Annotated in this window: 26 protein-coding genes; 20 read left to right on the top strand and 6 right to left on the bottom strand. The window is 70.4% G+C overall.

Annotated elements, in window-relative coordinates:
- Window positions 1–7 precede the first annotated feature (7 nt).
- From cobS to lipB, 7 genes are all read left to right on the top strand, one after another.
- A complete protein-coding gene (gene cobS / locus ACQP2O_RS15050) occupies window positions 8–790 on the top strand; it encodes an adenosylcobinamide-GDP ribazoletransferase (protein ID WP_433184509.1) in 783 nt (260 codons plus the stop codon).
- 379 nt (window positions 791–1,169) lie between these two features.
- Window positions 1,170–2,660, top strand: coding sequence for a leucyl aminopeptidase (locus tag ACQP2O_RS15045; RefSeq protein ID WP_433184506.1), 1,491 nt, complete (start codon window positions 1,170–1,172; stop codon window positions 2,658–2,660).
- A 90-nt stretch (window positions 2,661–2,750) separates the two neighbouring features.
- Window positions 2,751–4,124 carry a dihydrolipoyl dehydrogenase gene (lpdA, locus tag ACQP2O_RS15040; RefSeq protein ID WP_433184503.1) on the top strand — a complete coding sequence of 458 codons (1,374 nt, stop codon included), beginning with the start codon at window positions 2,751–2,753 and terminating at the stop codon, window positions 4,122–4,124.
- 46 nt (window positions 4,125–4,170) lie between these two features.
- Window positions 4,171–5,637, top strand: a complete 1,467-nt coding sequence (gene sucB / locus ACQP2O_RS15035) for a 2-oxoglutarate dehydrogenase, E2 component, dihydrolipoamide succinyltransferase (RefSeq protein ID WP_433184500.1) — start codon at window positions 4,171–4,173, stop codon at window positions 5,635–5,637.
- Between the two features lie 26 nt (window positions 5,638–5,663).
- Window positions 5,664–6,551, top strand: coding sequence for a TIGR01777 family oxidoreductase (locus ACQP2O_RS15030; RefSeq protein ID WP_433184498.1), 888 nt, complete (start codon window positions 5,664–5,666; stop codon window positions 6,549–6,551).
- Between the two features lie 225 nt (window positions 6,552–6,776).
- Window positions 6,777–7,529 carry a Type 1 glutamine amidotransferase-like domain-containing protein gene (locus ACQP2O_RS15025; RefSeq protein WP_433184495.1) on the top strand — a complete coding sequence of 251 codons (753 nt, stop codon included), beginning with the start codon at window positions 6,777–6,779 and terminating at the stop codon, window positions 7,527–7,529.
- Window positions 7,530–7,603: 74 nt separating this feature from the next.
- Complete coding sequence (gene lipB, locus ACQP2O_RS15020) at window positions 7,604–8,287, top strand: lipoyl(octanoyl) transferase LipB (RefSeq protein WP_433191029.1); 684 nt, start codon at window positions 7,604–7,606, stop codon at window positions 8,285–8,287.
- A gap of 104 nt (window positions 8,288–8,391) precedes the next feature.
- Here lipB and ACQP2O_RS15015 read toward each other — a convergent pair whose 3' ends face one another.
- Entirely contained in the window at window positions 8,392–8,895 is a 504-nt protein-coding gene (locus ACQP2O_RS15015) for a DUF1877 family protein (protein WP_433184492.1), read from the bottom strand.
- Window positions 8,896–9,052: 157 nt separating this feature from the next.
- Between ACQP2O_RS15015 and lipA the strand changes: the two genes are divergently transcribed.
- Together lipA and ACQP2O_RS15005 are read left to right on the top strand one after the other, a co-directional pair.
- On the top strand, window positions 9,053–9,985 hold the full coding sequence (gene lipA / locus ACQP2O_RS15010) for a lipoyl synthase (protein WP_433184489.1): 933 nt from the start codon (window positions 9,053–9,055) through the stop codon (window positions 9,983–9,985).
- Window positions 9,986–10,104: 119 nt separating this feature from the next.
- A complete protein-coding gene (locus ACQP2O_RS15005) occupies window positions 10,105–10,911 on the top strand; it encodes a glycoside hydrolase family 16 protein (RefSeq protein WP_433184487.1) in 807 nt (268 codons plus the stop codon).
- 110 nt (window positions 10,912–11,021) lie between these two features.
- On the opposite strand, the gene ACQP2O_RS15000 is transcribed toward ACQP2O_RS15005, so the two are convergent.
- Window positions 11,022–12,332: a C39 family peptidase gene (locus tag ACQP2O_RS15000; protein ID WP_433184484.1), complete on the bottom strand. Its 1,311-nt coding sequence runs from the start codon at window positions 12,330–12,332 to the stop codon at window positions 11,022–11,024.
- 157 nt (window positions 12,333–12,489) lie between these two features.
- Here ACQP2O_RS15000 and ACQP2O_RS14995 point away from each other — a divergent pair, with 157 nt between their 5' ends.
- Window positions 12,490–13,188, top strand: a complete 699-nt coding sequence (locus tag ACQP2O_RS14995; protein WP_433184481.1) for a DUF4191 domain-containing protein — start codon at window positions 12,490–12,492, stop codon at window positions 13,186–13,188.
- Between the two features lies 1 nt (window position 13,189).
- Here the strand turns inward: ACQP2O_RS14995 and ACQP2O_RS14990 are convergent, their stop codons facing one another.
- Complete coding sequence (locus ACQP2O_RS14990; protein ID WP_433184478.1) at window positions 13,190–13,654, bottom strand: RDD family protein; 465 nt, start codon at window positions 13,652–13,654, stop codon at window positions 13,190–13,192.
- A gap of 136 nt (window positions 13,655–13,790) precedes the next feature.
- Between ACQP2O_RS14990 and glnA the strand changes: the two genes are divergently transcribed.
- On the top strand, window positions 13,791–15,215 hold the full coding sequence (gene glnA / locus ACQP2O_RS14985; RefSeq protein ID WP_433184475.1) for a type I glutamate--ammonia ligase: 1,425 nt from the start codon (window positions 13,791–13,793) through the stop codon (window positions 15,213–15,215).
- A 63-nt stretch (window positions 15,216–15,278) separates the two neighbouring features.
- Here glnA and ACQP2O_RS14980 read toward each other — a convergent pair whose 3' ends face one another.
- Together ACQP2O_RS14980 and ACQP2O_RS14975 are read right to left on the bottom strand one after the other, a co-directional pair.
- Window positions 15,279–15,734 (bottom strand): tautomerase family protein, encoded by a 456-nt coding sequence (locus ACQP2O_RS14980; protein WP_433184473.1) that lies wholly within the window; start codon window positions 15,732–15,734, stop codon window positions 15,279–15,281.
- 42 nt (window positions 15,735–15,776) lie between these two features.
- The gene (locus ACQP2O_RS14975) at window positions 15,777–16,478 is read right to left on the bottom strand and encodes an SDR family oxidoreductase (RefSeq protein WP_433184470.1); all 702 of its coding nucleotides are present in this window, start codon (window positions 16,476–16,478) and stop codon (window positions 15,777–15,779) included.
- Between the two features lie 119 nt (window positions 16,479–16,597).
- On the opposite strand from ACQP2O_RS14975, the gene ACQP2O_RS14970 reads away from it, so the two are divergent.
- Together ACQP2O_RS14970 and ACQP2O_RS14965 are read left to right on the top strand one after the other, a co-directional pair.
- Window positions 16,598–17,089 (top strand): winged helix-turn-helix transcriptional regulator, encoded by a 492-nt coding sequence (locus ACQP2O_RS14970; protein WP_433184467.1) that lies wholly within the window; start codon window positions 16,598–16,600, stop codon window positions 17,087–17,089.
- Between the two features lie 43 nt (window positions 17,090–17,132).
- Window positions 17,133–17,831 carry an SDR family NAD(P)-dependent oxidoreductase gene (locus ACQP2O_RS14965; RefSeq protein ID WP_433191027.1) on the top strand — a complete coding sequence of 233 codons (699 nt, stop codon included), beginning with the start codon at window positions 17,133–17,135 and terminating at the stop codon, window positions 17,829–17,831.
- A gap of 231 nt (window positions 17,832–18,062) precedes the next feature.
- Here the strand turns inward: ACQP2O_RS14965 and ACQP2O_RS14960 are convergent, their stop codons facing one another.
- Window positions 18,063–18,320 carry a GntR family transcriptional regulator gene (locus ACQP2O_RS14960; RefSeq protein ID WP_433184465.1) on the bottom strand — a complete coding sequence of 86 codons (258 nt, stop codon included), beginning with the start codon at window positions 18,318–18,320 and terminating at the stop codon, window positions 18,063–18,065.
- Between the two features lie 99 nt (window positions 18,321–18,419).
- Between ACQP2O_RS14960 and ACQP2O_RS14955 the strand changes: the two genes are divergently transcribed.
- From ACQP2O_RS14955 to ACQP2O_RS14925, 7 genes are all read left to right on the top strand, one after another.
- Window positions 18,420–18,686, top strand: coding sequence for a hypothetical protein (locus ACQP2O_RS14955; protein WP_433184462.1), 267 nt, complete (start codon window positions 18,420–18,422; stop codon window positions 18,684–18,686).
- Between the two features lie 256 nt (window positions 18,687–18,942).
- Window positions 18,943–19,716 carry a metallophosphoesterase family protein gene (locus tag ACQP2O_RS14950; RefSeq protein WP_433184460.1) on the top strand — a complete coding sequence of 258 codons (774 nt, stop codon included), beginning with the start codon at window positions 18,943–18,945 and terminating at the stop codon, window positions 19,714–19,716.
- 158 nt (window positions 19,717–19,874) lie between these two features.
- On the top strand, window positions 19,875–20,372 hold the full coding sequence (locus ACQP2O_RS14945; RefSeq protein WP_433184457.1) for an HAD domain-containing protein: 498 nt from the start codon (window positions 19,875–19,877) through the stop codon (window positions 20,370–20,372).
- Between the two features lie 26 nt (window positions 20,373–20,398).
- Window positions 20,399–20,806 carry an OsmC family protein gene (locus ACQP2O_RS14940; RefSeq protein WP_360902854.1) on the top strand — a complete coding sequence of 136 codons (408 nt, stop codon included), beginning with the start codon at window positions 20,399–20,401 and terminating at the stop codon, window positions 20,804–20,806.
- A gap of 25 nt (window positions 20,807–20,831) precedes the next feature.
- Window positions 20,832–21,623, top strand: coding sequence for a class I SAM-dependent methyltransferase (locus tag ACQP2O_RS14935; RefSeq protein WP_433184453.1), 792 nt, complete (start codon window positions 20,832–20,834; stop codon window positions 21,621–21,623).
- Between the two features lie 67 nt (window positions 21,624–21,690).
- On the top strand, window positions 21,691–22,563 hold the full coding sequence (locus tag ACQP2O_RS14930; protein ID WP_433184451.1) for a phosphatase PAP2 family protein: 873 nt from the start codon (window positions 21,691–21,693) through the stop codon (window positions 22,561–22,563).
- Between the two features lie 13 nt (window positions 22,564–22,576).
- Complete coding sequence (locus tag ACQP2O_RS14925; protein ID WP_433184449.1) at window positions 22,577–23,401, top strand: phosphatase PAP2 family protein; 825 nt, start codon at window positions 22,577–22,579, stop codon at window positions 23,399–23,401.
- The last annotated feature ends 61 nt before the right edge of the window (window positions 23,402–23,462 follow it).

Genomic DNA, 23,462 nt, shown 5'->3' with positions numbered 1-23,462 from the left:
GGACGCCGTGAGATCTGACGCGAAGCGGATCGGGGGCGGTGACGGGCTGCGGCTCGCGGTGTCGCTGCTCACCGTCGTACCGGTCCGGTGCGAACGCGTCGACCGGGAGATCGCCCGCCGGGCGATGACGCTCGCTCCCGTTGCCGGGCTCATCGTCGGCGTGGCGGCGGCGCTGGTGGTCACCGTGACGGGCCTGCTCGGCGCCGGCCCGCTGCTCGGCGCGGCCCTGGCCGTCACGGCCACCACGCTGCTCACCCGCGGCCTGCACCTGGACGGGCTCGCCGACCTCGCCGACGGGCTGGGCAGCGGGCGCCCCGCCGACGAGGCCTTGTCGATCATGAAGCGGTCCGACATCGGGCCGTTCGGGGTGATCACCCTCCTGCTCACCCTGCTGATCCAGGTCGCCGCCCTGGCACAGGCACCCCACCGGGCGGTCGCCGTGACGGTCGCCGTGGTCACCGGACGGCTCGCGGTGACCTGGGCCTGCCGTGAGGGGGTGCCCCCCGCCCGCCCGGAAGGGCTCGGCGCGCTGGTCGCCCGGACGGTACGGCGCCGGGACGCGGTCGCCGTCACGGCGGTCGTCATGGTGGCCGCGGCCGTCGCGGGTCTGCTCGCGGGAGGCGTACGGCCGGCCGTCCTCGCCCCGGTCGCGGTGGCGGCAGGGCTCCTGGTCGCGGCCGCGCTGCTCCGGCACGCCGTGCGCCGCCTCGGGGGCGTCACCGGTGACGTTCTCGGCGCTCTCGTCGAGACGTCGGTCACCGCCGCGCTTCTCGTCATGTCCGTCGCCTGAGGGTGTGTGCGGCCATTGATGGTGCAGCCACCGTGGCCCGCCTCGGCGCGGGAGCGTCCCTGTGGAGCTCCCGCGCCGGTCGCGGAACGCGCCGCCGTGGCCGCGAACCATGCGGCGGCGCTCCGCGGGCCGCCGTCCTGGGGACGAGTCGCCGCTAGCCGCTTCCCCTCGGCCAGAGGCGACCCTCGATCTCCCAGGACGACGGGGTCGAGGGAACCGGTCCGCGATCGCCCGCGGCAGGACGTGACCCGCGGCCGGCCATCCGACGAATGGTATTCGACGAGCCGGCGACGTACGTCCTTCCCAGCGCCCGCCGAAGATCACCGAAGTCCGGGCCATTCGAACAAAGAACTGCGGGGCAGGACTACCATCGGGCTGTGTGACGAACCTCAGCCTTACCAGTGCGGAATCCGCTTCTCTTGATGTCGACGCCGTCGTGATCGGTGTCGTGTCCGACGACTCCGGCCCGGTGTTGGCGCCCGGCGCCGCAGGGGTCGACCAGGCCTTCCAGGGCCGGTTGATCGACGCGCTCAGCGGGTTGGGTGCCGCCGGCAAGGCGGGTGAGGTCACGAAGGTTCCGACGCTCGGCAACCTGGCCGCTCCGCTCGTGGTGGCGGTCGGCCTGGGCGAGTCGTACGACGGCGAGGCCCTTCGCCGGGCCGCGGGTGCCGCGCTGCGCTCGCTCGCCGGCTCCGGTTCGGTCGCGGTCCTGCTGCCCGCCGCCACCCCGGACGAGGTGGCCGCCGTGGCGACCGGCGCCCTGCTCGGCAACTACGCCTACTTGAACTACCGGACCGGTGACGGTCACAAGCGGCCGGTCGAGGAGATCACGGTCGTGTCCGAGGCCGTGGCGACCGGTGACGCCCGGGCCGCTCTCGAGCGCGCCCAGACCCTCGCCGACGCCGTGACCCTGGTCCGCGACCTGGTCAACACCCCGCCGTCCGACCTCAACCCCGAAGCCCTCGCCGACGCCGCGCGCCAGGTCGGGGAGGAGTCCGGCCTGTCGGTCGAGGTCCTCGACGAGAAGGAGCTGGTCGAGAGCGGCTTCGGCGGGATCGTGGGGGTCGGCCAGGGCTCGGTCAACCCGCCGCGCCTGGTCCGGCTCGCCTACGAGCACCCCGAGGCGGCCAAGACGGTCGCGTTCGTCGGCAAGGGCATCACGTTCGACTCCGGCGGCCTGTCGCTGAAGCCCGCCGACTCCATGGACTGGATGAAGTCCGACATGGGCGGCGCGGCCGCGGTGCTCGGCGCCCTGAAGGCGATCGCGGCGCTCGGCCCGAAGGTCAAGGCCGTCGGCTACCTCGCCATCGCGGAGAACATGCCCAGCGGCACGGCGCAGCGCCCCTCCGACGTTCTCACCATCTACGGCGGCAAGACCGTCGAGGTCCTCAACACCGACGCCGAGGGCCGCCTCGTCATGGCCGACGCGATCGTGCGGGCCGGCGAGGACGAGCCCGACCTGATCGTCGACGTCGCCACCCTGACCGGCGCCCAGCTCGTCGCGCTCGGCACCCGTACGGCCGGCGTCATGGCCAACGACGACGACGTGCGCGAGAAGGTCGTCGACGCCGCGGGCCGCGCCGGCGAGTCCGCCTGGCCGATGCCGCTGCCCGACGACATGCGCAAGAACCTGGACTCGGCCGTCGCCGACATCGCCAACATCAGCGGTGAGCGCTGGGGCGGCATGCTCACGGCCGGCATCTTCCTGAAGGAGTTCGTGCCGGAGGGGGTGCGCTGGGCGCACCTCGACATCGCCGGTCCCTCCTTCAACCAGGGCCAGCCGTACGGTTACACCCCGAAGGGCGGCACCGGAGCCGCCGTGCGCACGCTCGTGCAGGTCGCCGAGGACGTCGCCGCCGGGGCGCTGTGACGGCCGGACGGCCGGAAGTGGAAAGATGCGTGCCGGAACAGAAATCGCGCCGGGCCGAAGGTGCCCGAGCGGGCATCGAAGGAGCGTCCTGTGTCGAATAGCCCCTACGACATCGTCGTCCTAGGTGGCGGCAGCGGCGGATACGCGTGCGCCCTACGGGCTGTCGAGCTGGGCCTGAGCGTCGTGCTCATCGAGAAGGACAAGCTGGGCGGCACGTGCCTCAACCGCGGCTGCATCCCGACCAAGGCGCTGCTGCACGCCGCCGAGGTCGCCGACCAGACACGCGAGTCGGCCACATTCGGGATCAAGGCCCGGTTCGAGGGCATCGACCTCCCGGGCGTGCACGCCTACAAGGACAAGGTCGTCAGCACGACGGTGAAGGGCCTGACGGGCCTGATCAAGTCCAAGGGCATCACGATCGTCGAGGGCGAGGGCCGCGTCACCGGCCCCACCACCGTCCAGGTCGGCGACACGACGTACGAGGGCCGGCACATCGTGCTGGCCACCGGTTCGGTTCCCAAGTCGCTGCCCGGCCTGGAGATCGACGGCGAGCGCGTCATCTCCAGCGACCACGCGCTGGTCCTCGACCGGATCCCGCAGTCCGTGGTGGTCCTGGGCGGCGGCGTCATCGGCGTCGAGTTCGCGAGCGTCTGGCGCTCCTTCGGCGCCGAGGTGACGATCGTCGAGGCGCTTCCGCACCTGCTGCCGCTGGAGGAGGAGTCCAGTTCCAAGCGGCTGGAGCGGGCGTTCCGCAAGCGCGGCATCAAGTTCGAGCTCGGCGCGCGGTTCGACAGCGTCAAGCACACCGAGTCCGGGGTCATCGTCACGCTCGAGGGCGGCAAGACCCTCGACGCCGACCTCATGCTCGTCGCCGTGGGCCGCGGCCCGGTCTCCGAGGGCCTGGGCCTCGAGGAGGTCGGCGTCCAGACCGAGCGCGGCTTCGTCAAGGTCGACGAGTACTGCCGCACGACCGTCCCGACCATCTCCGCGGTCGGCGACCTGGTCCCGACGCTCCAGCTGGCGCACGTCGGCTTCGCCGAGGGCATCCTCGTCGCCGAGCGGCTGGGCGGCCTGGACCCCGCGCCGATCGACTACGACGGTGTGCCGCGCATCACCTACTCCGAGCCCGAGGTCGCGTCGGTGGGCGTCACGTCCGCGATCGCCCGGGAGCGGGGCCACGACATCGTCGAGGTCACCTACGACCTGGCCGGCAACCCCCGGAGCAAGATCCTGGGCACGCAGGGCGAGGTCAAGGTGATCGCCCAGAAGGACGGCCCCGTGCTGGGCGTGCACATCGTCGGCAGCCGCGTCGGCGAGCTCATCACCGAGGGCCAGCTGATCTACAACTGGGAGGCCCTGCCGTCCGAGGTCGCCCAGCTCATCCACCCGCATCCGACCCAGTCCGAGGCGATCGGCGAGGCTCACCTCGCGCTCGCCGGCAAGCCGCTGCACGTCCACGGCTGACCCATCACTACCCGATCAGACGTATCTAGAGGAGTCGCAGAGAACCATGCCGGTCTCCGTAACCATGCCCCAGCTCGGCGAGAGCGTGACCGAGGGCACCGTCACCCGCTGGCTCAAGAAGGAGGGTGAGCGCGTCGAGGCCGACGAGCCGCTTCTCGAGGTGTCGACGGACAAGGTCGACACCGAGATTCCGTCGCCGGCCGCGGGTGTCCTGAGCAGCATCACCGTCGCCGAGGACGAGACCGTGGAGGTCGGTGCCGAGCTGGCCGTCATCGCCGAGGAGGGCGAGGCGACCGGCGGTGCCGCTCCGCAGCAGGAGCAGGCCCAGCCTGAGCCTGCCCCGGCTCCGCAGGCCGCTCCGGCCCCGCAGCCGCCGGCCCCGGCGCAGCCCGAGCCGCCGCAGCAGCCGGCCGCGCCGTCCTGGCCGCCGCCCGCCCCGGCCGCGCAGCCGGCCGCCGCCGCGCCGCAGCCGGAGGCCCCGGCGTCCGCGCCGGCCCCGGCCGCCGAGCAGCCGTCCGGCGAGAGCCCGTACGTCACGCCGCTCGTCCGCAAGCTCGCGGCCGAGCACGAGGTGGACCTGGCCGCCGTCAAGGGCACCGGCGTCGGCGGGCGCATCCGCAAGCAGGACGTCCTCGAGGCCGCGCGGGCCAAGCAGGCGCCGCCGCCGCCCGCCCCGGCCCCGCAGGCCGCTCCGGCGCCCGCCCAGCCCGCTCCGGCTCCGGCCGCGGCGCAGGCCCCGGCGGCTCCGGCGGCCCGTCCGGCCGTGACGGTGCCGGCGGAGGTGTCGCGTCTGCGCGGGACGACCGAGAAGATGACCCGGACGCGTCAGTCGATCGCCCGGCACATGGTCGAGTCGCTTCAGGTGTCGGCGCAGCTGACGACGGTCGTCGAGGCGGACGTCACCAAGCTCGCGCGGCTGCGTGACCGCGCCAAGGCGGACTTCCTGGCGCGGGAGGGCGTGAAGCTCAGCTTCCTGCCGTTCTTCGCGCAGGCGGCCATCGAGGCGCTGAAGGTGCACCCGAAGCTCAACGCGGTCATCAACTCCGAGACCAACGAGGTGACCTACCACGACGTCGAGAACCTCGGCATCGCGGTGGACGCCGAGAAGGGCCTCATGGTCCCGGTGATCCACAACGCCGGCCAGCTGAACCTCGCCGGGCTGGCCCAGCGGATCGCCGACCTCGCCGAGCGCACCCGCACCAACAAGGTCAGCCCGGACGAGGTGACCGGCGGCACGTTCACGATCACCAACACCGGCAGCCGGGGCGCGCTGTTCGACACGCCGATCCTCAACCAGCCGCAGGTCGGCATGCTGGGCACCGGCACGGTCGTGAAGCGCCCGGCGGTCATCGACGACCCGCAGCTCGGTGAGGTCATCGCGGTGCGCTCGATCGTGTACCTCGCGCTGACCTACGACCACCGCCTGGTGGACGGCGCCGACGCCGCCCGATTCCTCACGACGGTGAAGAACCGTCTCGAGGAAGGAAACTTCGAGGCCGAGCTCGGACTTTGAGCACAGCCGAAAACTAAGCTGCGATCGTGCAGATCGCCATTACCGGTTCGACCGGACTCATCGGTACGGCCCTCGTTCGCGCACTGCGCGGCGAGGGCCGTACCGTTCTCAGGCTCGTACGACGACGGCCGGCGGCCGACGACGAGATCCGCTGGGACCCGTTCGGCGAGGTCGACACGGCCTCGCTGGAGGGCGTCGACGCGGTCGTCCACCTCGCCGGGGCGGGCATCGGCGACCGCCGGTGGAGCGCCTGCTACCAGCAGGAGATCCGCGACAGCCGCGTCGAGGGCACCCGTACCCTCTCCCGCGCCCTGGCCGCGCTCCGCGACGGGCCGGCGGTCCTGGTGTCCGGGTCGGCGAGCGGCTACTACGGCGACACCGGCGACCGTACGGTGGACGAGGACTCGCCCTCCGGCGAGGGCTTCCTCGCCGCGCTCTGCCGCGACTGGGAGGCCGCCACGGCCCCCGCCGCCGAGGCCGGGATCCGGGTGGTCCTCCCCCGCGCCGGGATCGTCCTCGCCCGCGAGGGCGGCGCTCTCGGCCGGTTGCTGCCGGTCTTCCGCGCCGGGCTCGGCGGGCGGCTCGGCTCCGGCCGCCAGTGGATGAGCTGGATCTCCCTCGCCGACCAGATCGCGGCGCTGCGCTTCCTGATCGACGGCGACGTCGTCGGCCCGGTGAACCTCACCGCCCCCGACCCCGTCACCAACGCCGCCTACACGGCCGCCGTGGGCCGCGCGCTGCACCGCCCGACGTTCTTCACCGTGCCGCCCGCCGTACTGCGGCTGGCGCTCGGCGGACTGGCCGACGAGGGCGCCCTCGTGAGCCAGCGCATCCTGCCCGCCCGCCTCACGGCGGCGGGATTCCGGTTCCGGCATCCGGACCTCGACACCGCGCTCGCCGACCTCCTCCCGTGACGTCCGCGCCGGAAGGTGTCGTCTCGCCCAGGAAGTAGCAAGAAACGTCCCACCCTCGCTGCGCCGCCCGGCCCGCGGCCGTACCGTGACGGGTGACCGCATCGGGTGATGGTGAAGAACGACCGCGAAGGAGCGAGCGATGAGCCCGAGCGACCCGACGCAGCGAGCGGAGTGGTCGGTGAGGGACGAGCCGCCCGCGGAGCGAGTGAGGAGGGTGAGCGAGTCATGAGTACAGACGGTGAACCGCACATCGTGGCGATCGGCGGTGGCGGGTTCGTCCCCGACGGCCGCAACGGCGTGACGCCGGGGCCCCTCGTGCGGTACGCGCTGGACCTCACCGGGCAGGACCGCCCCAGGGTGTGCTTCCTCGCGACGGCGCTGGGCGACTCCGCCGAGGCCGTCGCCCGCTTCTACGCGGCCTTCGCCGGGGTGGACGCCGAGGTCACTCACCTGGCGCTGTTCCCGATGCCGAACCACGAGGACCCGGCGGCGCATCTGCTCGCCCAGGACTTCGTGTACGTCTCCGGCGGGAGCGTCGCGAACCTTCTGGCCCTGTGGCGGCTGCACGGCCTCACCGACGTGTTCGCGGAGGCCTGGCGGTCGGGCGTCGTCCTCTGCGGGCAGAGCGCGGGCGCCCTGTGCTGGCACGTCGGCGGCACGACCGACTCCTTCGGCCCGGAGCTGCGGCCGCTCACCGACGGGCTCGGCCTGCTGCCGTACGCCTGCGGCGTCCACTACGACAGCGACGAGCAGCGCCGGCCGCTGCTGCATCGGCTCGTGGCCGAGGGCACGCTGCCCGACGCGTACGCCGCCGACGAGGCGGTCGGGCTGCACTACGTCGGGACGGAGTTCGTCCAGGCCGTGACCTATGTGGCGGGCCAGGGCGCGTACCAGATCGGCGCGGACGGCGCGGGCGGGGTCAAGGAGACGCGGATCGAGCCTCGGCTGCTGGCCTCCTTCGATGAGGTCGTACGCTGAGGGGCGTGAGCGCCAGCGAAGAATCCACCACCACGGTCGTCGGCGAGCGCCCGGCGGCCGTCGGCACGAGCGACCTGGTCTTCATCCACGCCGGTTTCGGCGAGCGCGCCGTCCCGTACGAGGAGGCGTGGGAGCTGCAGCGGCGGCTGCACGAGCGCCGGGTCGCCGACGAGATCCCCGACGTCTGCCTGCTGCTGGAGCATCCGCCGGTCTACACGGCGGGCAAGCGGACCGAGCCGCTGGACCGGCCGATCGGGGACCCCGGCGCGCCGGTGATCGACGTCGACCGGGGCGGGAAGATCACCTGGCACGGCCCGGGTCAGCTGGTCGGCTACCCGATCGTCAAGCTGCGGGAGCCCGTCGACGTCGTCGCCTACGTCCGTACGATCGAGGAGGCGCTGATCGACACGTGCGCCGACCTCGGGCTGGCCACCAAGCGGGTCGAGGGCCGCAGCGGCGTGTGGGTGCCGGGCGTTCCCGACCGCAAGGTCGGCGCGATCGGCATCCGGGTGTCACGCGGTGTCACGATGCACGGGTTCGAGATCAACGCCAACTGCGACATGGGATGGTTCGACCGGATCGTCCCTTGCGGCATCCGCGACGCGGGCACGACGTCGCTCTCCGCCGAGCTCGGCCGCGACATCACCGTCGCCGAGGTCCTCGGCCTGGCCGAGCGACGGCTCACCGAGGTGCTCGGCGCCACGGAGACCGCACACCGCTCACTGGAAGCGATGCTCGGCGGCCCCATCCCGTCCTGACGCGCCGCCCGCGCTCAGCCTCGTAGACGGCCGGTCCCTCGTCCCGAGGGTCGGCCCGTCCTCGACCGGGATCGACCCGTCGTGATGGGCCGACCCGCCCGAGGTCAGCCCATCGCCTTGAAGATGGCCTGACCCTCCGCCGAAGCGGCCTCGAAGAAACGGGTGAGCCGCTCGTACACCACGCGCAGCTCCCCATCACGGATCGCCTCGGCCGGCTCGCCCACCCAGTCGTCGGCGCCCTGGACGCCGAGCTCGGCCATCCGCTCGGCGTCGTAGCGGCCGGAGATCGACGCGAACTCGGTCGCGGCGAGGTGATCGGCGGCCAGCTTGACCCGCTCGGCCGTCAGGTAGATGACGTCGACACCGAGCTCTTCGGCACCGTCCTCGGTGAGCAGCCGCCCACCGCACACCACGTCGGCGGCCGGGTGCGGGCCGTCCCACGGGTCACCGGTGAGCAGGTAGTGCAGTGCCTGCCACGCACCCGCGACGGGGAGCACGGGATGCTTCTCCCGCCAGTTCCCGCCTCCGAACACCGCGCGTGCGCGGGTCCCCGGATCGCCTGCGCCCTCGGCCTCCGGAAGCCTGAGGTACGTCATGGCCACTCGCACGCCTGACCTCCGTCATACGCCCTCTATACGCGACACCCACGTCACCTTAGAGAGATCCACAGCTACGTATGGTGAGAACGACATAAAACACCCCGGAGATAGTCCACTATGCCAACCACTTGCGCAACACGGGCGAATCCGGACATACCCTGAACAAGTGACAGCCGTATCTCCTGAGGGCCGGAAGTTGCTGCGTGTCGAGGCCCGTAACGCCGCGACACCGATCGAACGCAAACCACCCTGGATCAAGACCCGGCTGTCGATGGGCCCGCAATACCGCGAACTCACCGACCTGGTCCGCTCCGAAGGCCTGCACACCGTCTGCCAGGAAGCCGGCTGCCCCAACATCTACGAATGCTGGGAAGACCGCGAAGCCACCTTCCTCATCGGCGGCGACCAATGCACCCGCCGCTGCGACTTCTGCCAGATCGACACCGGCAAACCCGCCGCCTACGACCCCGACGAACCCCGCCGCGTCGCCGACTCCGTCCAGACCATGGGCCTGCGCTACGCCACCGTCACCGGCGTCGCCCGCGACGACCTACCCGACGGCGGAGCCTGGCTCTACGCCGAAACCGTCCGCCAAATCCACACCGCGATCCCCGGCTGCGGCGTCGAACTCCTCATCCCCGACTTCAACGCCACCCCCCACCTGCTGGCCGAAGTCTTCTCCGCCCGCCCCGAAGTCCTGGCCCACAACCTCGAAACCGTCCCACGGATCTTCAAACGCATCCGCCCCGGCTTCCGCTACGACCGCTCCCTGAGCGTGCTGACCGCCGCCCGGCAAGCGGGACTGGTCACCAAGTCCAACCTCATCCTCGGCATGGGCGAAACCCGCGAAGAGATCACCGAAGCCATGCGGGACCTGCACGCGGCCGGATGTGAGCTGCTGACCATCACCCAGTACCTGCGCCCCTCCCCCCGCCACCACCCCGTCGAACGCTGGGTCAAGCCCGAGGAGTTCGTCGAACTGAACGACGAGGCCGAGGCCATCGGCTTCGCCGGAGTGATGTCCGGGCCCCTGGTGCGCTCCAGCTACCGCGCCGGCCGCCTCTACCAGCAGGCCATCACCGCCCGCCAGGCCGACTAGGCGAATTCCATACAAGATCGATAACTTCGCGGAAAGTAGTCACAGAACCACGGTCGGCTGCGATCATGGTCGGGGAGATCCCCAGGGAGGGGACCCGACTCATCGGAAAGGACGACCGAATGCGGCCTACCCTCCGTGCCGCCGGCTGCGCTATCGCCCTGGCGGGCGCCGTGGCGGGCACTCCGAGATCGGCGCGGGCCGCCGATCCGCTGCCCCCGGGGCACTGGTCGGTCACCTGGCAGGACGAGTTCGACGGCTCCACCCTGAACGGTTCGAAGTGGACCACGTGGAGCGCGTCGTACTCGGACGCCTGCCGGGGCAACAAGCCCGATCACAAGCTGGAGTACAACCTGCCCGCCAACCTGTCCGTGGCGAACGGCCGGCTGACGATCACGGCACGGCGGCAGTCGCACACCTCGCCCGGCGGCACGCCGTACGAGTGGACATCGGGTCTCATCGCGACCGGGGACGCCTGCGGTCATGCCCCCTCGGCGGGTGCCTTCGTGAAGAAGGGGGACTACATCCAGGTCCACACCAGGCTTCCGGGCCGGCTCGGCATGTGGCCGGCATTCTGGACCTGGAACGCGGGTGGCAACGAGGTCGACGTCTTCGAGTACCACCCGGACAACCCCGGGATTCTGGAGCTGACCAACCACACCGGACAAGGCGCCGCCGAGTACCACGAGACCGGGTCCGACGTGTCGGCGGGCTGGCACCACATCGGCGCCTACCTCGGCGCCTCCAGCGTGGACTGGTACTACGACGGCAGGCTCGCCTTCTCCGACAAGCGTGGCTTCCAGAGCGACGGGGCTTATCTCGTCGTCGACCTGGCCGTCGCCGACGGGCACTACCACGCCGCGCCGCCCGCGAACGTGGACGCGGCTCAGATGCTGGTGGACTCGGTGAAGGTGTTCCGCCGCCCCTGACCGCCCGGTCGCGGTCGGCCCTCCTCATTTCCATCGGGCAGAAGAACGCCCCGGCGCGTGGCCGGGGCGTTCTTCCCTTCCGGGGGGACAGAAGTCTCAGGGGCGCGACGTCACCAGTTCTTGTCGAGTCCGGGGACGTTCGGCGGGAGCCGGTGGCCGGGCGGGTACATGATGTAGGCGACGCCTCCGCTGGAGGAGCTGCGCAGCCAGACGTTCTCGAAGTTGGCGCGCGGGTAGACGTGGCGCACGGCCGCGTCCGAGGCTGACGCCGGGTCGTTGATGATCGGGTCGCCGCTCTTGGTGAACCCGACGACCACGAACAGGTGGCCGTTCGTGCTGTACCCGGCGCCCGGCATCTCGGAGGCCTTGAACGACTGCGAGGTCGCGACGGGGATGCCCGCCTTGATGAACTGCTCGAGTTCGGCGACCGTGCGCAGCCGTGTCACGAAGCCGTTGAGGCCGAACCGTCCGGCGTACGCGGGGTTGAACGGCCAGTTCCCGGCGCCCTGGTAGTTGTAGTCGTAGGTGTTGCGGGCGGCGTGGTCGACCTGCGGGTCGGCGTACGACGGGTCGACCCAGGACAGGTCGCGCTTCGACGGCCCGCGCTTCCAGTACGCCACGATCATGGACGTCGAGGTCGGGCTGCACCACGCCTCGCCGCCGTTGTCGTACTCGGGGTACTGCCCCTTGTGGATCTCCTGGGAGTAGGCCGGGACCTTCAGCTCGATGCCCTCCGCGCCGCCGAGCGGGCTGACCGGCACCGTCGTACGGGACGGCAGCAGCGAGGCCATCGCGCCGACCGAGCGCAGCACGGGCCGTACGTGCTTTCCGGGCAGCCGGTAGAGCGTCACGCGCAGCTGGTAGGAGGTCAGGGAGTTCTTGGCGACGAAGGTGTCGATGTCGACGTTGCCGTCGTCGTCCTTCTGCCCCGGCACCGACGTGCGGTGGATGTCGCCGCCCGCCTTCGGGTCGTCGGCGCCCCAGCGGCCCATGACGTACCACTTGGTCTCGGTGCCCGTGCCGGTGTGCCCGCGCATCTCGACCTGCAGCCAGCTGCCGTGCGGAGTGCTCGCGGTCCACGATGCGACCAGCTGGCTCGCGCCGAAGCCGACCGGCACGGTCGGGGAGGTCCAGCGGGCGTAGTCCCAGGTCTTGGTGCCGCCGCCGAACGGGTCGGCGTACGTGGTGCTGCCGACCGGATGCGCGATCGTCAGGGCTCCGGCCCCGTACGGGCGGACGCCTTCCGAGGAGCCGGCCGCGAAGTCACGGGCCGACGTCCACTGGTGGTAGGCGACGCGCGGCTGATCAGCGGCGCTCACCGCGGCCGAACCGGTCGCCGGGGTCGCCGCCACCGTGGCGAGACCGACGGACACGAGGAGCGGAACCTTCCATGCCGAGGCACGGACATCGGACCAGGCCATGACGACTCCAAGGTCAGCGGAAACCTGCATCGGGACGCTAGGACGGCGCACTCGATCATGTCAACGCTTTACGGGTCCTGTGGCTGGATCGAAATTTGTTAACGACCGGCATGGCCCGCTTTCGACTCGGTACCCGAACCCTCGTATCCTTCCATCCATGGCAAAGAAGCCCCAGGACGGCGCGCAGGACGAGCGCCCCGGTCGCCTCAAGCAGATCCGCATGGTCGCCTCGTTGGTCCACCAAGCCAACCCGAAGGCGATGCCGATCGTCTTCGCGGCGGCGATCGGCACCCTCGTCCTCTTCGTGGTCCTCGGGCTGGTCCTCGGCCAGGCCCTCTTCATGATCCCGCTGGGCGTCCTGGTCGCGATCGCCGTCGGCATGATCATCTTCGGTCAGATGGCGCAGCGCACCCAGTACTCCATGATCGAGGGGCAGCCGGGCGCGGCCGCGTCCCTCGTGGAGAACATGCGGGGCCGCTGGGTCGTCACCCCGGCCGTCCAGGCCAACCGCAACATGGACGTCGTGCACCGCGTCATCGGGCAGCCGGGCGTGATCCTGCTCGCCGAGGGGCCGCCCTCGCGCGTCGGCAAGCTCATCGGCGCCGAGAAGAAGCGCATCTCCCGGGCCGCCTCCGAGGTGCCGATCTACGACATCCAGGTCGGCTCGGAAGAGGGCCAGATCCCGATCAGCAAGCTGCAGCGCCACCTGACCAGGCTCCCGCGCAACCTCAAGAAGGATCAGGTCAGCGAGCTGATCGACCGGCTCAACGCGCTGCCGCAGGCGATGCAGATGCCCAAGGGCCCCATCCCGAAGGGCGCCCGCGTGCCGAAGGGCCCCAAGCCCCGCACGCGTTAGGTCAGCGGCGCACGACGATGCCGCCGGCCGCACGGTCGTGCAGGCCGCGGTAGTCCCGGTCCCAGATCAGCGCGGGCACGACCAGCACCAGCAGCAGCGCGCGCACGAACGCCCAGAGCGGGCCCAGCGGACGGCCGTCCGTACGGACCACGCGCAGGCCGCACAGCGCCTTGCCGGCCGTCGTGCCGATGAGGCCGGTGAGCAGCCACGTCAGCACGCCGAACACCCCGAGCGTGAGGAGGCTGCGGGCCTGCGCGCTCCAGTGCAGCGCGCCCGCCAGGACGGCGGCGACGAGCAGCGCGATCAGCCAGTCGATCACCAGGGCCCCCAGCCGGCGGCCGTACCCCGCGACGGAGCCCGCCCCCTCGCGGGGAAGGCCGAGGCGCTCGCCCGGGTACCCGAGGTCCACGCCCGCCGCGCGGGCCCCTTCGATCCATGATCCGGCCGAGCGCCGACGTTCACTCATACCCTCAAAGTTATCCGGGCAACCCCGGCGGGCCGATTCCAGGCCCGCCGTAACACACGCGAAACACATGGGACACGGCTCGGAAACGGCGGGCACCTAGCGTTCTAAACGCAAAAAAGCGCCCCAAGGAGGTTGGATGTTCAACAGCGCCGAAGAGGTCCTGTCCTACATCAGGAACGAAGGGGTGCAGTTCGTCGATGTCAGGTTCACGGACCTGCCCGGCACGACCCAGCACTTCACGTTCCCGGTGGAGAACTTCGGAGAGAACGTCTTCACCGACGGGCTGATGTTCGACGGTTCTTCCATCCGTGGGTTCCAGGAGATCCACGAGTCGGACATGCTGCTGCTGCCGGACCCGTCGACGGCTGTGGTCGACCCGTTCCGCCAGCACAAGACGCTGAACATCACGTTCTTCGTCCACGACCCGCTGACCGGCGAGGCGTACACCCGTGACCCGCGCAACGTCGCCCGCAAGGCCCAGGACTACCTGCGCGGCACCGGCATCGCGGACACGGCCTTCTTCGGCCCGGAGGCGGAGTTCTACATCTTCGACGACGTGCGCTTCGAGACGAAGCAGCACGAGTCGTACTTCCACATCGACTCCATCGAGGGCGCGTGGAACACCGGCCGCAAGGAAGAGGGCGGCAACCTCGGCTACAAGCCGCGGTACAAGGGCGGCTACTTCCCGGTGCCGCCGATGGACCACTTCACCGACCTGCGCTCGGAGATGGTCCGCCAGCTGATCGAGTGCGGCATCGAGACCGAGATGCAGCACCACGAGGTCGGCACGGCCGGTCAGGCGGAGATCGACATCCGCTTCGGCCCGATGCTGGCGATGGCCGACAAGCTGATGCTCTACAAGTACATCGTGAAGAGCGTCGCCCGGGCGGCCGGCAAGACGGTCACCTTCATGCCCAAGCCGATCTTCGGTGACAACGGCTCCGGCATGCACTGCCACCAGTCGCTGTGGAAGGACGGCTCGCCGCTCTTCTACGACGAGGTCGGCTACGCGGGCCTGTCGGACATCGGCCGCTACTACATCGGCGGCCTGCTCAAGCACGCCCCGTCGCTGCTGGCCTTCACCAACCCGACGGTGAACTCCTACCACCGCCTGGTCCCGGGCTACGAGGCGCCGGTCAACCTGGTCTACTCCCAGCGCAACCGCTCGGCCTGCGTCCGCATCCCGATCACCGGGTCGAACCCCAAGGCCAAGCGCCTGGAGTTCCGGGTGCCGGACCCGTCCGCCAACCCGTACCTCGCGTTCTCGGCCATGCTGATGGCCGGCCTCGACGGCATCAAGAACAAGGTCGAGCCGCCGGAGCCGGTGGACAAGGACCTGTACGAGCTGCCGCCGGAGGAAGCCCGCAACATCCCGCAGGTGCCGGGCTCGCTGGAGGCCGTCCTCAACGCGCTCGAGGCCGACCACGACTACCTCCTCGAGGGCGGCGTGTTCACGCCCGACCTCATCGAGACGTGGATCGCCTACAAGCGCGAGAACGAGCTGGACCCGATCCGGCTCCGCCCGCACCCGCACGAGTTCGAGCTGTACTACGACGTCTGATCGACTCTCAGGCGATCGCCTGGGGCACTGACGTCCGCGTGAGGCCGTCGACCGTCCGTCCGTTCAGGACGCGGTCGGCGGCCTTTCGCCGTCCGGTCCGTAGGGGATCGGGCGGTTCTCCCTCACCCAGTGCCGCTCGGCCTCGCTCCCCGACGGGGGCGGCGCGATTCCGTCCGTCATCCAGAGGTCCCGGGGCGTTTCGTCGACGTGGAACTCGTAGTACAGGCCACGGTCCTTGGTGTGCGGGGCGAGCAGCCGGGCGAGGGCCTCGCCGGTCCGCTTGCGCCCGGCCGGGTCTTCGGCGTGCCGGGCGATGTGCTCGATCACGAAGCGCACGGCGTTCCGCGAGGGCTCGCCGCCGACGTAGAACGAGGACGCGTCGATCTCGTGGAAGAGCGTGACGACGTAGAACTTCGGCAGCCCGCGGCCGGTGTAGAACCCGGCGATGTCATCGGCGAGCTGCTGTTTCTGCTGGGGCGTGTAGGTGCCGGGCGGGTGGTAGACGTGCCAGAGCGGCATTGTTCTCTCCCAGGTCGGGTGGAGCGCTGAGGGCGCTGCGGGTCAGCGGCCGATGCCGATGCTGAGGCCCTCCACGGGGCCGGAGAGCACGGACTTGATCTTGCGGGTGACGTCGTCGACGAGCACTTCGCTGTCGCCGCGTTCGACGCCGTCCAGGACGATGCGGGCGACGTCGGCGGCGGAGATCTTCTCGACGGGGATGGCCGCGACCATGTCGGTGTCCGCGAAGCCCAGGTGGACGCCGACGACCTGCGTGTTCTGCGCGGCGAGCTCGATGCGCAGGGAGTTCGTCAGGGACCACAGGGCTGCCTTGGAGGCTCCGTAGCCGCCGCCTCCGGCCGACCAGGACAGCAGCGAGTGCATGTCGACCAGGACGCCGCCGCCGTTGTCCGCCAGCACCGGGGCGAACGCCTGGGCGATCCGAAGCGGGCCGAAGACGTTGGTGTCGAACATCTCCTTGACCTGCGTGATGTCCGACGTGAGCAGTGGTGCCCGGTACAGGACACCGGCGTTGTTGAAGACCGTGTCGACATCCCGGGCGCGCTCGGCCAGGGCTGCGACCGAGGTGTCGTCGGTGACGTCCAGGGCGAGGACTTCTACCCGCTCATCGTGGCTCGGGCCGGGCTCGCGCGCGGTGGCGTAGACCTTCTTCGCCCCCCTGGCCAGCAGCTCTTCGACGAACGCCTTGCCGATGCCGCGCCGGCCTCCGGTGACCAGGGCGACAGAACCTTCGATCGCAGTCATGTGCGTTCTCCTCGACATGTTCGGGCGGCCCGCACGGCCACCTGGCTAATGCATACGAAAGCCAGCTGCAACGCTACAACCCTGGCTTATATCCACACAAGTCAGGTTAAGATCAAGACATGAGTGACCTGTTGGAGGACCGCGACGCCTGGTCCATGGCCAACTGCTCGATCGCCCGTACGCTGGCGGTCGTCGGCACCAAGTCGGCGCTGCTGATCATGCGGGAGGCGTTCTTCGGCACGCGCCGATTCGACGACTTCGCGCGGCGGGTGGGCATCGGCGAGCCCGCCACCGCGGCCCGCCTGAAGGAACTGACCGCCGCGGGACTGCTGGAGCGTTTCCCCTACCGGGAGCCCGGCCAGCGAACCCGCTCCGCCTACCGGCTGACCGCGAAGGGCCGCGACCTGTACCCCGTGATCATGGCGCTGCGGCAATGGGGCGACACCTGGGCCACCGACGAGCAGGGACCGCCAGTGATCGTCCGCCACCGGGACTGCGGCGCCCCCGTACACGCCGTACTACGCTGCGAGAACGGCCACGACATCGCCCCCGGGGACTCGGTCATCGACGCGGGTCCAGGCTTGATCCGCACCGACGCCGAGAGCGCCTGACCACGCGGCGATCAGACTCTTCCGCAGACGCGTGTGGAAGACGATGGAGGGGCACATGGTCATCGACGGCAAGGTCGCCGTCGTCACCGGAGCGGCGGTCGGCATCGGGCGGGCGATCGGTGAACGCCTCGCGGCCGAGGGGGCTGCCGCCTGCCTCACCGACCTCGACGAGGCAGGCGGCGCGGAGACGCTTCGCCGCATCGTCGCCGCAGGCGGCCGGGCGATCTTCCAACGTGCCGACGTACTTCAGGACGCCGAGGCGGCCGGCCGGCCCAAGCCCTGCGACCGGAGTCGTGAGAGGAGCAACCGATCTCCGCGAGCTTTTGCCGAGGTCTTCCGTGCCTCCGGCAACGACAATCCACGGCGGAATCGCCCGGTCTGCGGGCCCGGCTCAAGCGTTGCCAGCGTCGCCGACGAGATGGCCCGCTCCGCGAGGCGCTCCAGGTATGACCCTGCTCACACCGGCTTGCCGCCCCTGGCTGAAGAGGCACGGTATGTATCGCCAGTGAGCCATCTGGCGAAGGACCTCAAACGAGAGGGGTACCCGAATGAACTGCGGGCAGTGTGGAGAGCCAATGGAGCAGCGCGGAGACTCGTGGATCTGCACGAGCGGCAAGCACGCCTAGCCAACAGCTACAAATGGCCGGCCTGTCGCCCTCTGGGCGGCAGGTCGGTTTCTTATGGATCCGTTGGTCCTGGCCCCAGTGATCGGCGTGGGCGTACGCGGCACACCAGGCCGTGAACACCAGGCCGGCGCGGGCATCGGCCGGGCGCCAGACCTGCTCCCCCGTGGCCCGGTCGCTTGAGGTGGATGCGATGTCGGTGGGCGCTGGGCCAGGCTCGGTGAAGCCGCCGACTGTCCGTCCAGGGTCCGGCCGGCGGCCTTTCGCATCTCCGCGAGCTTTCGCCGCGATTTCTCGTGCCTCCAGCAACGACATTCCACGGCGGTACGACGCCGCCCGTGCCGCCCGGCTCAAGCGCCCTCAACGTCACTGTTCTGGCGGTCGACGACGTACACGCCCTTGCCTTTGACGGGAAGAAGCCGCTTCTCATCGATGAGGAGCGTCAGGCCGGCGCGGACGGTCTTCCGCGACACGTCGAACTCCTCACAGAGCTTCGCCTCTGAGGGGATCGCCCGGTTCGGCGGATAGGTGCCGTTATCGATGCGCTCAGCGATCACAGCAGCGATCTGCCGGTAGATCGGCATCGGTCCGAGCGGATCAAGTTCCATGGGTAACAACGCTATTTGACCTGCGACAATGCTCAACAGGTGCACCTATCGATATACATGAGGTGACAGGTGTATACAGGAAAGCGTAGTGTCCGTCTCATGACTGCGGGTGACGAAGCGCAGCTCATCGAGCTGCGAACGAAGTGGAGTTGGGGCTGGAAGCTCTGGCGGGGGCGGCGGTACTGCGACGTCGGCGACGAGCGCACCGGTGACTGGATCGCGACGCGGCTCGACTCAGGGGCCGGGGTGTGGCCGACCGTCATGCGAGCGACGGCGGAGCGGCTGGACGAGGCACTGCAGGAGCAGCTCGCCATGGTCGCCGGTGGTGTGGCGCAGCCACAGGTCTCCGAGGCGGGGCCGGAGTGAGCGTCGCCGACGAGATGACCTCGCTCCGCGAGGCGCTCGAGGCGCCCATCGTCGGCCGCCTTCGGTCCGCGGGCACGACGGCCCGGCTGCGACGGCTCATCGCCGAGTACCTCGAGGAACCACCCGGATCGGCTCCGGCGCCATCTCCGCGAGCTTTCGCCGCGGTTTGTCGTGCCTCCAGCAACGACGATCCACGGCGCTACGACGCCGAGCCTCGTCGGCCGTCCCGCGATCTTGGGCCCTGGATACTGGGGGCATGGTGAACCGTGTGGCCGTGCTTTCCGATGTCCACGGTGTGCTGCCCGCCGTCGAGGCGGTCCTGGCGGAACCCGATGTTGCGGCCGCGGATCTGATCGTGCTCACCGGGGACATCGCGTGCGGGCCGCAACCGGCCCAGGTCGTGGACCTGTTCGTCGGCCTGGGCGACCGGGTGGCCTGGATCCGGGGCAACGCCGACCGGGAACTCGTCGAGTACCGGCGCGGGCTGCGAATGTCGATCCCCGACCCGATCGGCCCATCGGCCGCCGAGAGCCTCCGCGACGATCAGGTCGACCTCCTGGCGGGGTTGCCGACCTCTCTCACTCTCCCGGTGGAGGGACTCGGCGATGTGCTGTTCTGCCACGCCACGCCCCGGGACGACGCGGAGGTCGTGCTGGTCGACTCGGGCGTCGAGCGGTGGGCGGAGGTCTTCGCCGATGTCGATCCCGCGGTCACGACGGTCGTGTGCGGCCACACCCACATGCCGTTCACCCGGCTCGCCGCGGGCCGGCTCGTGGTGAACCCGGGGAGCGCCGGCATGCCGTACGGCCGGGCCGGTGCGCACTGGGCGCTGCTCGGGCCGGGTGTCGAGTTGCGGCGCACCCTGCTGGACGTGGAGGCGGCGGCCGCCCGCATCGCCGCGGACTCGACCTTCGAGCAGGCCGCAGCATGGGCCGACTACTGCCTCAACGCCCGGTGCACCGAGGAGGACGCCTTCGCGATCTTCCGGCCACACGAGGGCCGCGATAAGCCCACGCGACGGACGCGATAGGCCCACGCGAGGGCCTCGGTGAGCCCGCGAGGAAGCGGTGAACCCGCTCGATGAGGACGGCCTGCCTCGCCCCCTCCCGGCGTCGCTGGGGAATTGATCAATTGTTCTTTCGGCGGGCACTGGTCCAGACCGGGGCGACTGGCATAGCGTCCGAAGTCATGGACACGCCGCTGGTGCTTCTGGACGTGGACGGTGTTCTCAACCCTCTACAACGCTCCCCCGGTTATCAGCGGTACCGTGCCTCGCCGAACGGCGTCGTCTACCGGCTGCTGCTCAACCCCGCGCACGGGCCGCTGCTCACCAGGCTCGCGGCGGACACGGGCGCGGAGATCGTGTGGGCGAGCTACTGGACGGACGCGGCCAACGACTGGATCGGCCCGCGGGTCGGGCTTCCCCAGCTGCGGTACGTTCCGATCCCGCGGCATGACCCGGAGTTCTCGCTCGGGGCGTGGAAGGCCCGGCACGTGGCCTCGTGGGTCGGCGAGCGGCCGTTCGTGTGGCTGGAGGATGAGCCCGACGTCCCCGAGGTGCTCGCCGAGGACTCCGGGCTGGGGCCGTACCTCATCGTCCCGGTGGATCCGCTCCACGGGCTCACCGAGACGCACATCGCCCAGGCGCGTACGTGGCTGGAACAACTCACCGGGGACCATGGTTAGTGACCAGCGACTGCAGAGGAGGGGCCATGGCTTCGGTTCGGGTGGAGCGCACGGATGACGGGGGCTTCGTCGCCCGCAACGACCGCGGCGCGGAGGTCGCCTTCGGCGACGCAGGCCAGGACGGCGTCTTCACTCCGGTGGAGTTGCTGCTCGCCGCGCTCGGCGGCTGCGAGATCGTGACGGTGGAGCCGCTGACCGCCAAGCGCGGCCACCGGCTGGTGAGGCTGGCCGCGACCGTGGCGGCGGAGAAGGTCGCGCCGACCAAGCTCGGCACGATCACCGTCACGTACGACGTGGAGCTCCCTGAGGGGGACGAGAAGGCCGCGCAGGTCTTCGCCGACGTGGCGCACCGCGTGCACGAGAACCACTGCACGGTCGGCCGTGCGCTGCGTGAGGAGACCCCCTCCGTGCAGGTGCTGCCCGACCCGTCCTGACCCGCCGGGGCCGTATCGTGTGGGCGTGGACGGCCTCGAGCGGTGGCGGCGCGCCGTCGTCGCGTGGAACGCCTCCGGCGGGCCTCGCGTGCGCCGGGAGGCGCGGTCGGCGGACGCGGAGACCACCGTGCCGCCCGGCAGCCGGTCGTTCGCCCGGGAGTGCGAGGCGCTGCCCGATCGCGGCACCGTGCTGGACGTCGGCTGCGGCTCCGGCGGGGCCTCACTTCCGCTCGCCGGGCACGCCGGTCTGATCGTCGGCGTCGACCGTGAGGAGCACCTGCTGGCCGCGCTGCGCCGCAACGCCGAGAGCGCAGGGGTGCCGGTCCGGACCGTACGCGGCTCGTGGCCGGAGGTCGAGGTACCACCGGCGGACGTGGTCGTCTGCCATCACGTGCTGTACGGCGCGGCGGACCTGGCGCCGTTCGCCGCGGCGCTCACCGGGCACGCCCGCCGCCGGGTCGTCATCGAGATCCCCGAGCGGCATCCGCAGCACGCGCTGAGCCCGCTGTGGGAGAGGTTCCACGGCGTCGCGCGGCCCGCGCCGCCGACGGCGGACGACGCGGTGGAGGCGCTTCGCGCCGCCGGTGTGCGCCCCGAGTGCGAGACGTGGGTGGACGAACAGGGATGGGGCGGCTACCCCGACCTGGCCGCCCTCACGGAGCGCGTACGCCGTCGCCTCGGCCTGCCGCCCGAGCGGACGGACGACGTGACGGCGGCGCTGCTCGAGCTCGGCGTGGATCCGTGCCCGCCGGGCGGGCGCGTGGCGTTTCCCGGCACGATCGGCCGTACCCTGGTCACGATCTGGTGGGACCGATAGCGGCCGGTATCCCCCCTGAGGACTAGGCCCGTACTCTCCTGGGCCGAGTCACAGACCATTCCTGGAGATGATCACAGAATGGTGCGGCTCGTCCAAGATTGACATCATGGCCCAGCTCGCCGCCCCCCGCCCTCATCCCACGCGCCGGCCGCCCAGCGCTCCGTCCTCGGCGCCGTCGTCGCTGCGGCTGTGGCGGGAGATCGCCCTGGCCGCCGCGTTCTACTGCGCGTACACGCTCGTCCGGCTGCTGATCCCACACGACGAGCCGGCGGCGTACGCGCACGCGACGCAGATCCTGCGGCTGGAGCACGCGCTGGGCATCGACGTCGAGCTGAACCTCAACCACGGGCTGATGCGGGAGCCGTCACTGGCCCGGCTCGCGAACTACTTCTACGCCACCGCGCACTTCGCCGTCACGCTCACGGTGCTCGTGTGGCTCTACCGGCGGCGGCCGCAGCACTTCCGCCGGCTGCGCACCTCCCTCATGGTGGCCACGGGGATCGCGCTGATCGGCTTCTGGGTGTACCCGCTGGCGCCGCCGCGCTTCCTCAGCGGTCTCGGTTACATCGACCCGGTGACGGCACTGCACACGTTCGGCCTGTATTCGTCGCCACAGGCGGGTTCGTTGACGAATCAGTTCGCGGCAATGCCCTCAATGCACGCGGGCTGGGCATTGTGGTGCGCGGTCGCGGTGGTGACGCTTTCGCGCCGTCCATGGGTACGAGCGATCGCGACCCTTTACCCAATTGTGACAATTTTGGTGATCTTCTCGACCGCCAATCATTACCTGCTGGACGCGGCGGTCGGCATCGTGATCACGGCCGGTGCGCTGGCCACCTGCATGTTCCCGCATCTCAAGATGACCGTGACCGGACGACTGAAAGATCACAAAGTGACAAACAAGACAAGGAATAGTGACGGCTCACCCGATTCGATCTGAGACCATGGGGATCATGTCGAGGTCGGCCGTTGCGCCAGTCGCCACGGGCGACACGACGGGGGCGCGCGCGGAAGGGCAGACCGCGAAACGCCCCCGGTTCTACCGCGAGATTCTGCTCATCGCGCTCTGTTACAGCGCCTACTCCCTGGTCCGCAATCTCGTGCCGCCCAACCACACGGCGGCGCTTCAGCGCGGGCACGACATCCTCCACCTCGAGGGGCTGCTGCACCTCAACGTCGAGCTGCCGATCAACCGGCTCTTCACCGATGTGCGGTGGCTCGGGGTCAGCGCGAACTACTACTACGCCAGCCTGCACTTCGTCCTCACGATCGGCGTGCTCGTCTGGCTCTACCTGCGCCATCCGGAACGCTATGTGTTCTACCGGCGACTGATCTTCGCGACGACGGTGCTGGCCCTCATTGGATTCTGGCTGTATCCGCTCGCGCCGCCGCGCATGGTTCCCGGCTTCGTCGACACGGTGCAGTTGTTCCACTCCGGCGGCCTGTACGAGTCCGGCGCCTCGCCGATCGCCTCGGTGTCGAACCAGTACGCCGCGATGCCGTCGCTGCACACGGGGTGGTCGCTGTGGTGCGCGATCGCCATCGCCGACGTGACTCGGCCGAACAGGTTCCGGTGGCTGGCCTACTGCTACCCGGTCGCGACCGTCCTCGTGATCCTGGGCACCGCGAACCACTACATGCTCGACGCCATCGGCGGTGTCGTCACCCTCGGCGCCGGTTACGCGGCCACGCGCACGGTACGGATGATCATCCCCCGGCTCGGCCCGGCCGCCCGCGTCTTCTCCACCGACACGGGCGGCACGTCGACGACCGCCTGAAGACGCCCGGCTTCAGATCGTTCCTCAGAGCCGCACCGGACCGGCGCCTTCAAGCCGTCCA

The sequence above is a fragment of the Actinoallomurus sp. CA-150999 genome (genome assembly GCF_050942425.1).
Taxonomy (GTDB): domain Bacteria; phylum Actinomycetota; class Actinomycetes; order Streptosporangiales; family Streptosporangiaceae; genus Actinoallomurus.
Note: the sequence above shows the minus strand (reverse complement) of the source record. Positions and strands in the feature narration are given on the sequence as shown.

Excerpts from the sequence above, each read along its gene's own strand:
- sucB (WP_433184500.1), top strand. The coding sequence starts at position 4,171 with ATGCCGGTCTCCGTAACCATGCCCCAGCTCGGCGAGAGCGTGACCGAG.
- ACQP2O_RS15025 (WP_433184495.1), top strand. The coding sequence starts at position 6,777 with ATGAGTACAGACGGTGAACCGCACATCGTGGCGATCGGCGGTGGCGGG.
- ACQP2O_RS15005 (WP_433184487.1), top strand. The coding sequence starts at position 10,105 with ATGCGGCCTACCCTCCGTGCCGCCGGCTGCGCTATCGCCCTGGCGGGC.
- ACQP2O_RS15000 (WP_433184484.1), bottom strand. The coding sequence starts at position 12,332 with ATGGCCTGGTCCGATGTCCGTGCCTCGGCATGGAAGGTTCCGCTCCTC.
- ACQP2O_RS14995 (WP_433184481.1), top strand. The coding sequence starts at position 12,490 with ATGGCAAAGAAGCCCCAGGACGGCGCGCAGGACGAGCGCCCCGGTCGC.
- ACQP2O_RS14990 (WP_433184478.1), bottom strand. The coding sequence starts at position 13,654 with ATGAGTGAACGTCGGCGCTCGGCCGGATCATGGATCGAAGGGGCCCGC.
- glnA (WP_433184475.1), top strand. The coding sequence starts at position 13,791 with ATGTTCAACAGCGCCGAAGAGGTCCTGTCCTACATCAGGAACGAAGGG.
- ACQP2O_RS14980 (WP_433184473.1), bottom strand. The coding sequence starts at position 15,734 with ATGCCGCTCTGGCACGTCTACCACCCGCCCGGCACCTACACGCCCCAG.
- ACQP2O_RS14975 (WP_433184470.1), bottom strand. The coding sequence starts at position 16,478 with ATGACTGCGATCGAAGGTTCTGTCGCCCTGGTCACCGGAGGCCGGCGC.
- ACQP2O_RS14970 (WP_433184467.1), top strand. The coding sequence starts at position 16,598 with ATGAGTGACCTGTTGGAGGACCGCGACGCCTGGTCCATGGCCAACTGC.
- ACQP2O_RS14965 (WP_433191027.1), top strand. The coding sequence starts at position 17,133 with ATGGAGGGGCACATGGTCATCGACGGCAAGGTCGCCGTCGTCACCGGA.
- ACQP2O_RS14960 (WP_433184465.1), bottom strand. The coding sequence starts at position 18,320 with ATGGAACTTGATCCGCTCGGACCGATGCCGATCTACCGGCAGATCGCT.
- ACQP2O_RS14955 (WP_433184462.1), top strand. The coding sequence starts at position 18,420 with ATGACTGCGGGTGACGAAGCGCAGCTCATCGAGCTGCGAACGAAGTGG.
- ACQP2O_RS14950 (WP_433184460.1), top strand. The coding sequence starts at position 18,943 with ATGGTGAACCGTGTGGCCGTGCTTTCCGATGTCCACGGTGTGCTGCCC.
- ACQP2O_RS14945 (WP_433184457.1), top strand. The coding sequence starts at position 19,875 with ATGGACACGCCGCTGGTGCTTCTGGACGTGGACGGTGTTCTCAACCCT.
- ACQP2O_RS14940 (WP_360902854.1), top strand. The coding sequence starts at position 20,399 with ATGGCTTCGGTTCGGGTGGAGCGCACGGATGACGGGGGCTTCGTCGCC.
- ACQP2O_RS14930 (WP_433184451.1), top strand. The coding sequence starts at position 21,691 with ATGATCACAGAATGGTGCGGCTCGTCCAAGATTGACATCATGGCCCAG.
- ACQP2O_RS14925 (WP_433184449.1), top strand. The coding sequence starts at position 22,577 with ATGTCGAGGTCGGCCGTTGCGCCAGTCGCCACGGGCGACACGACGGGG.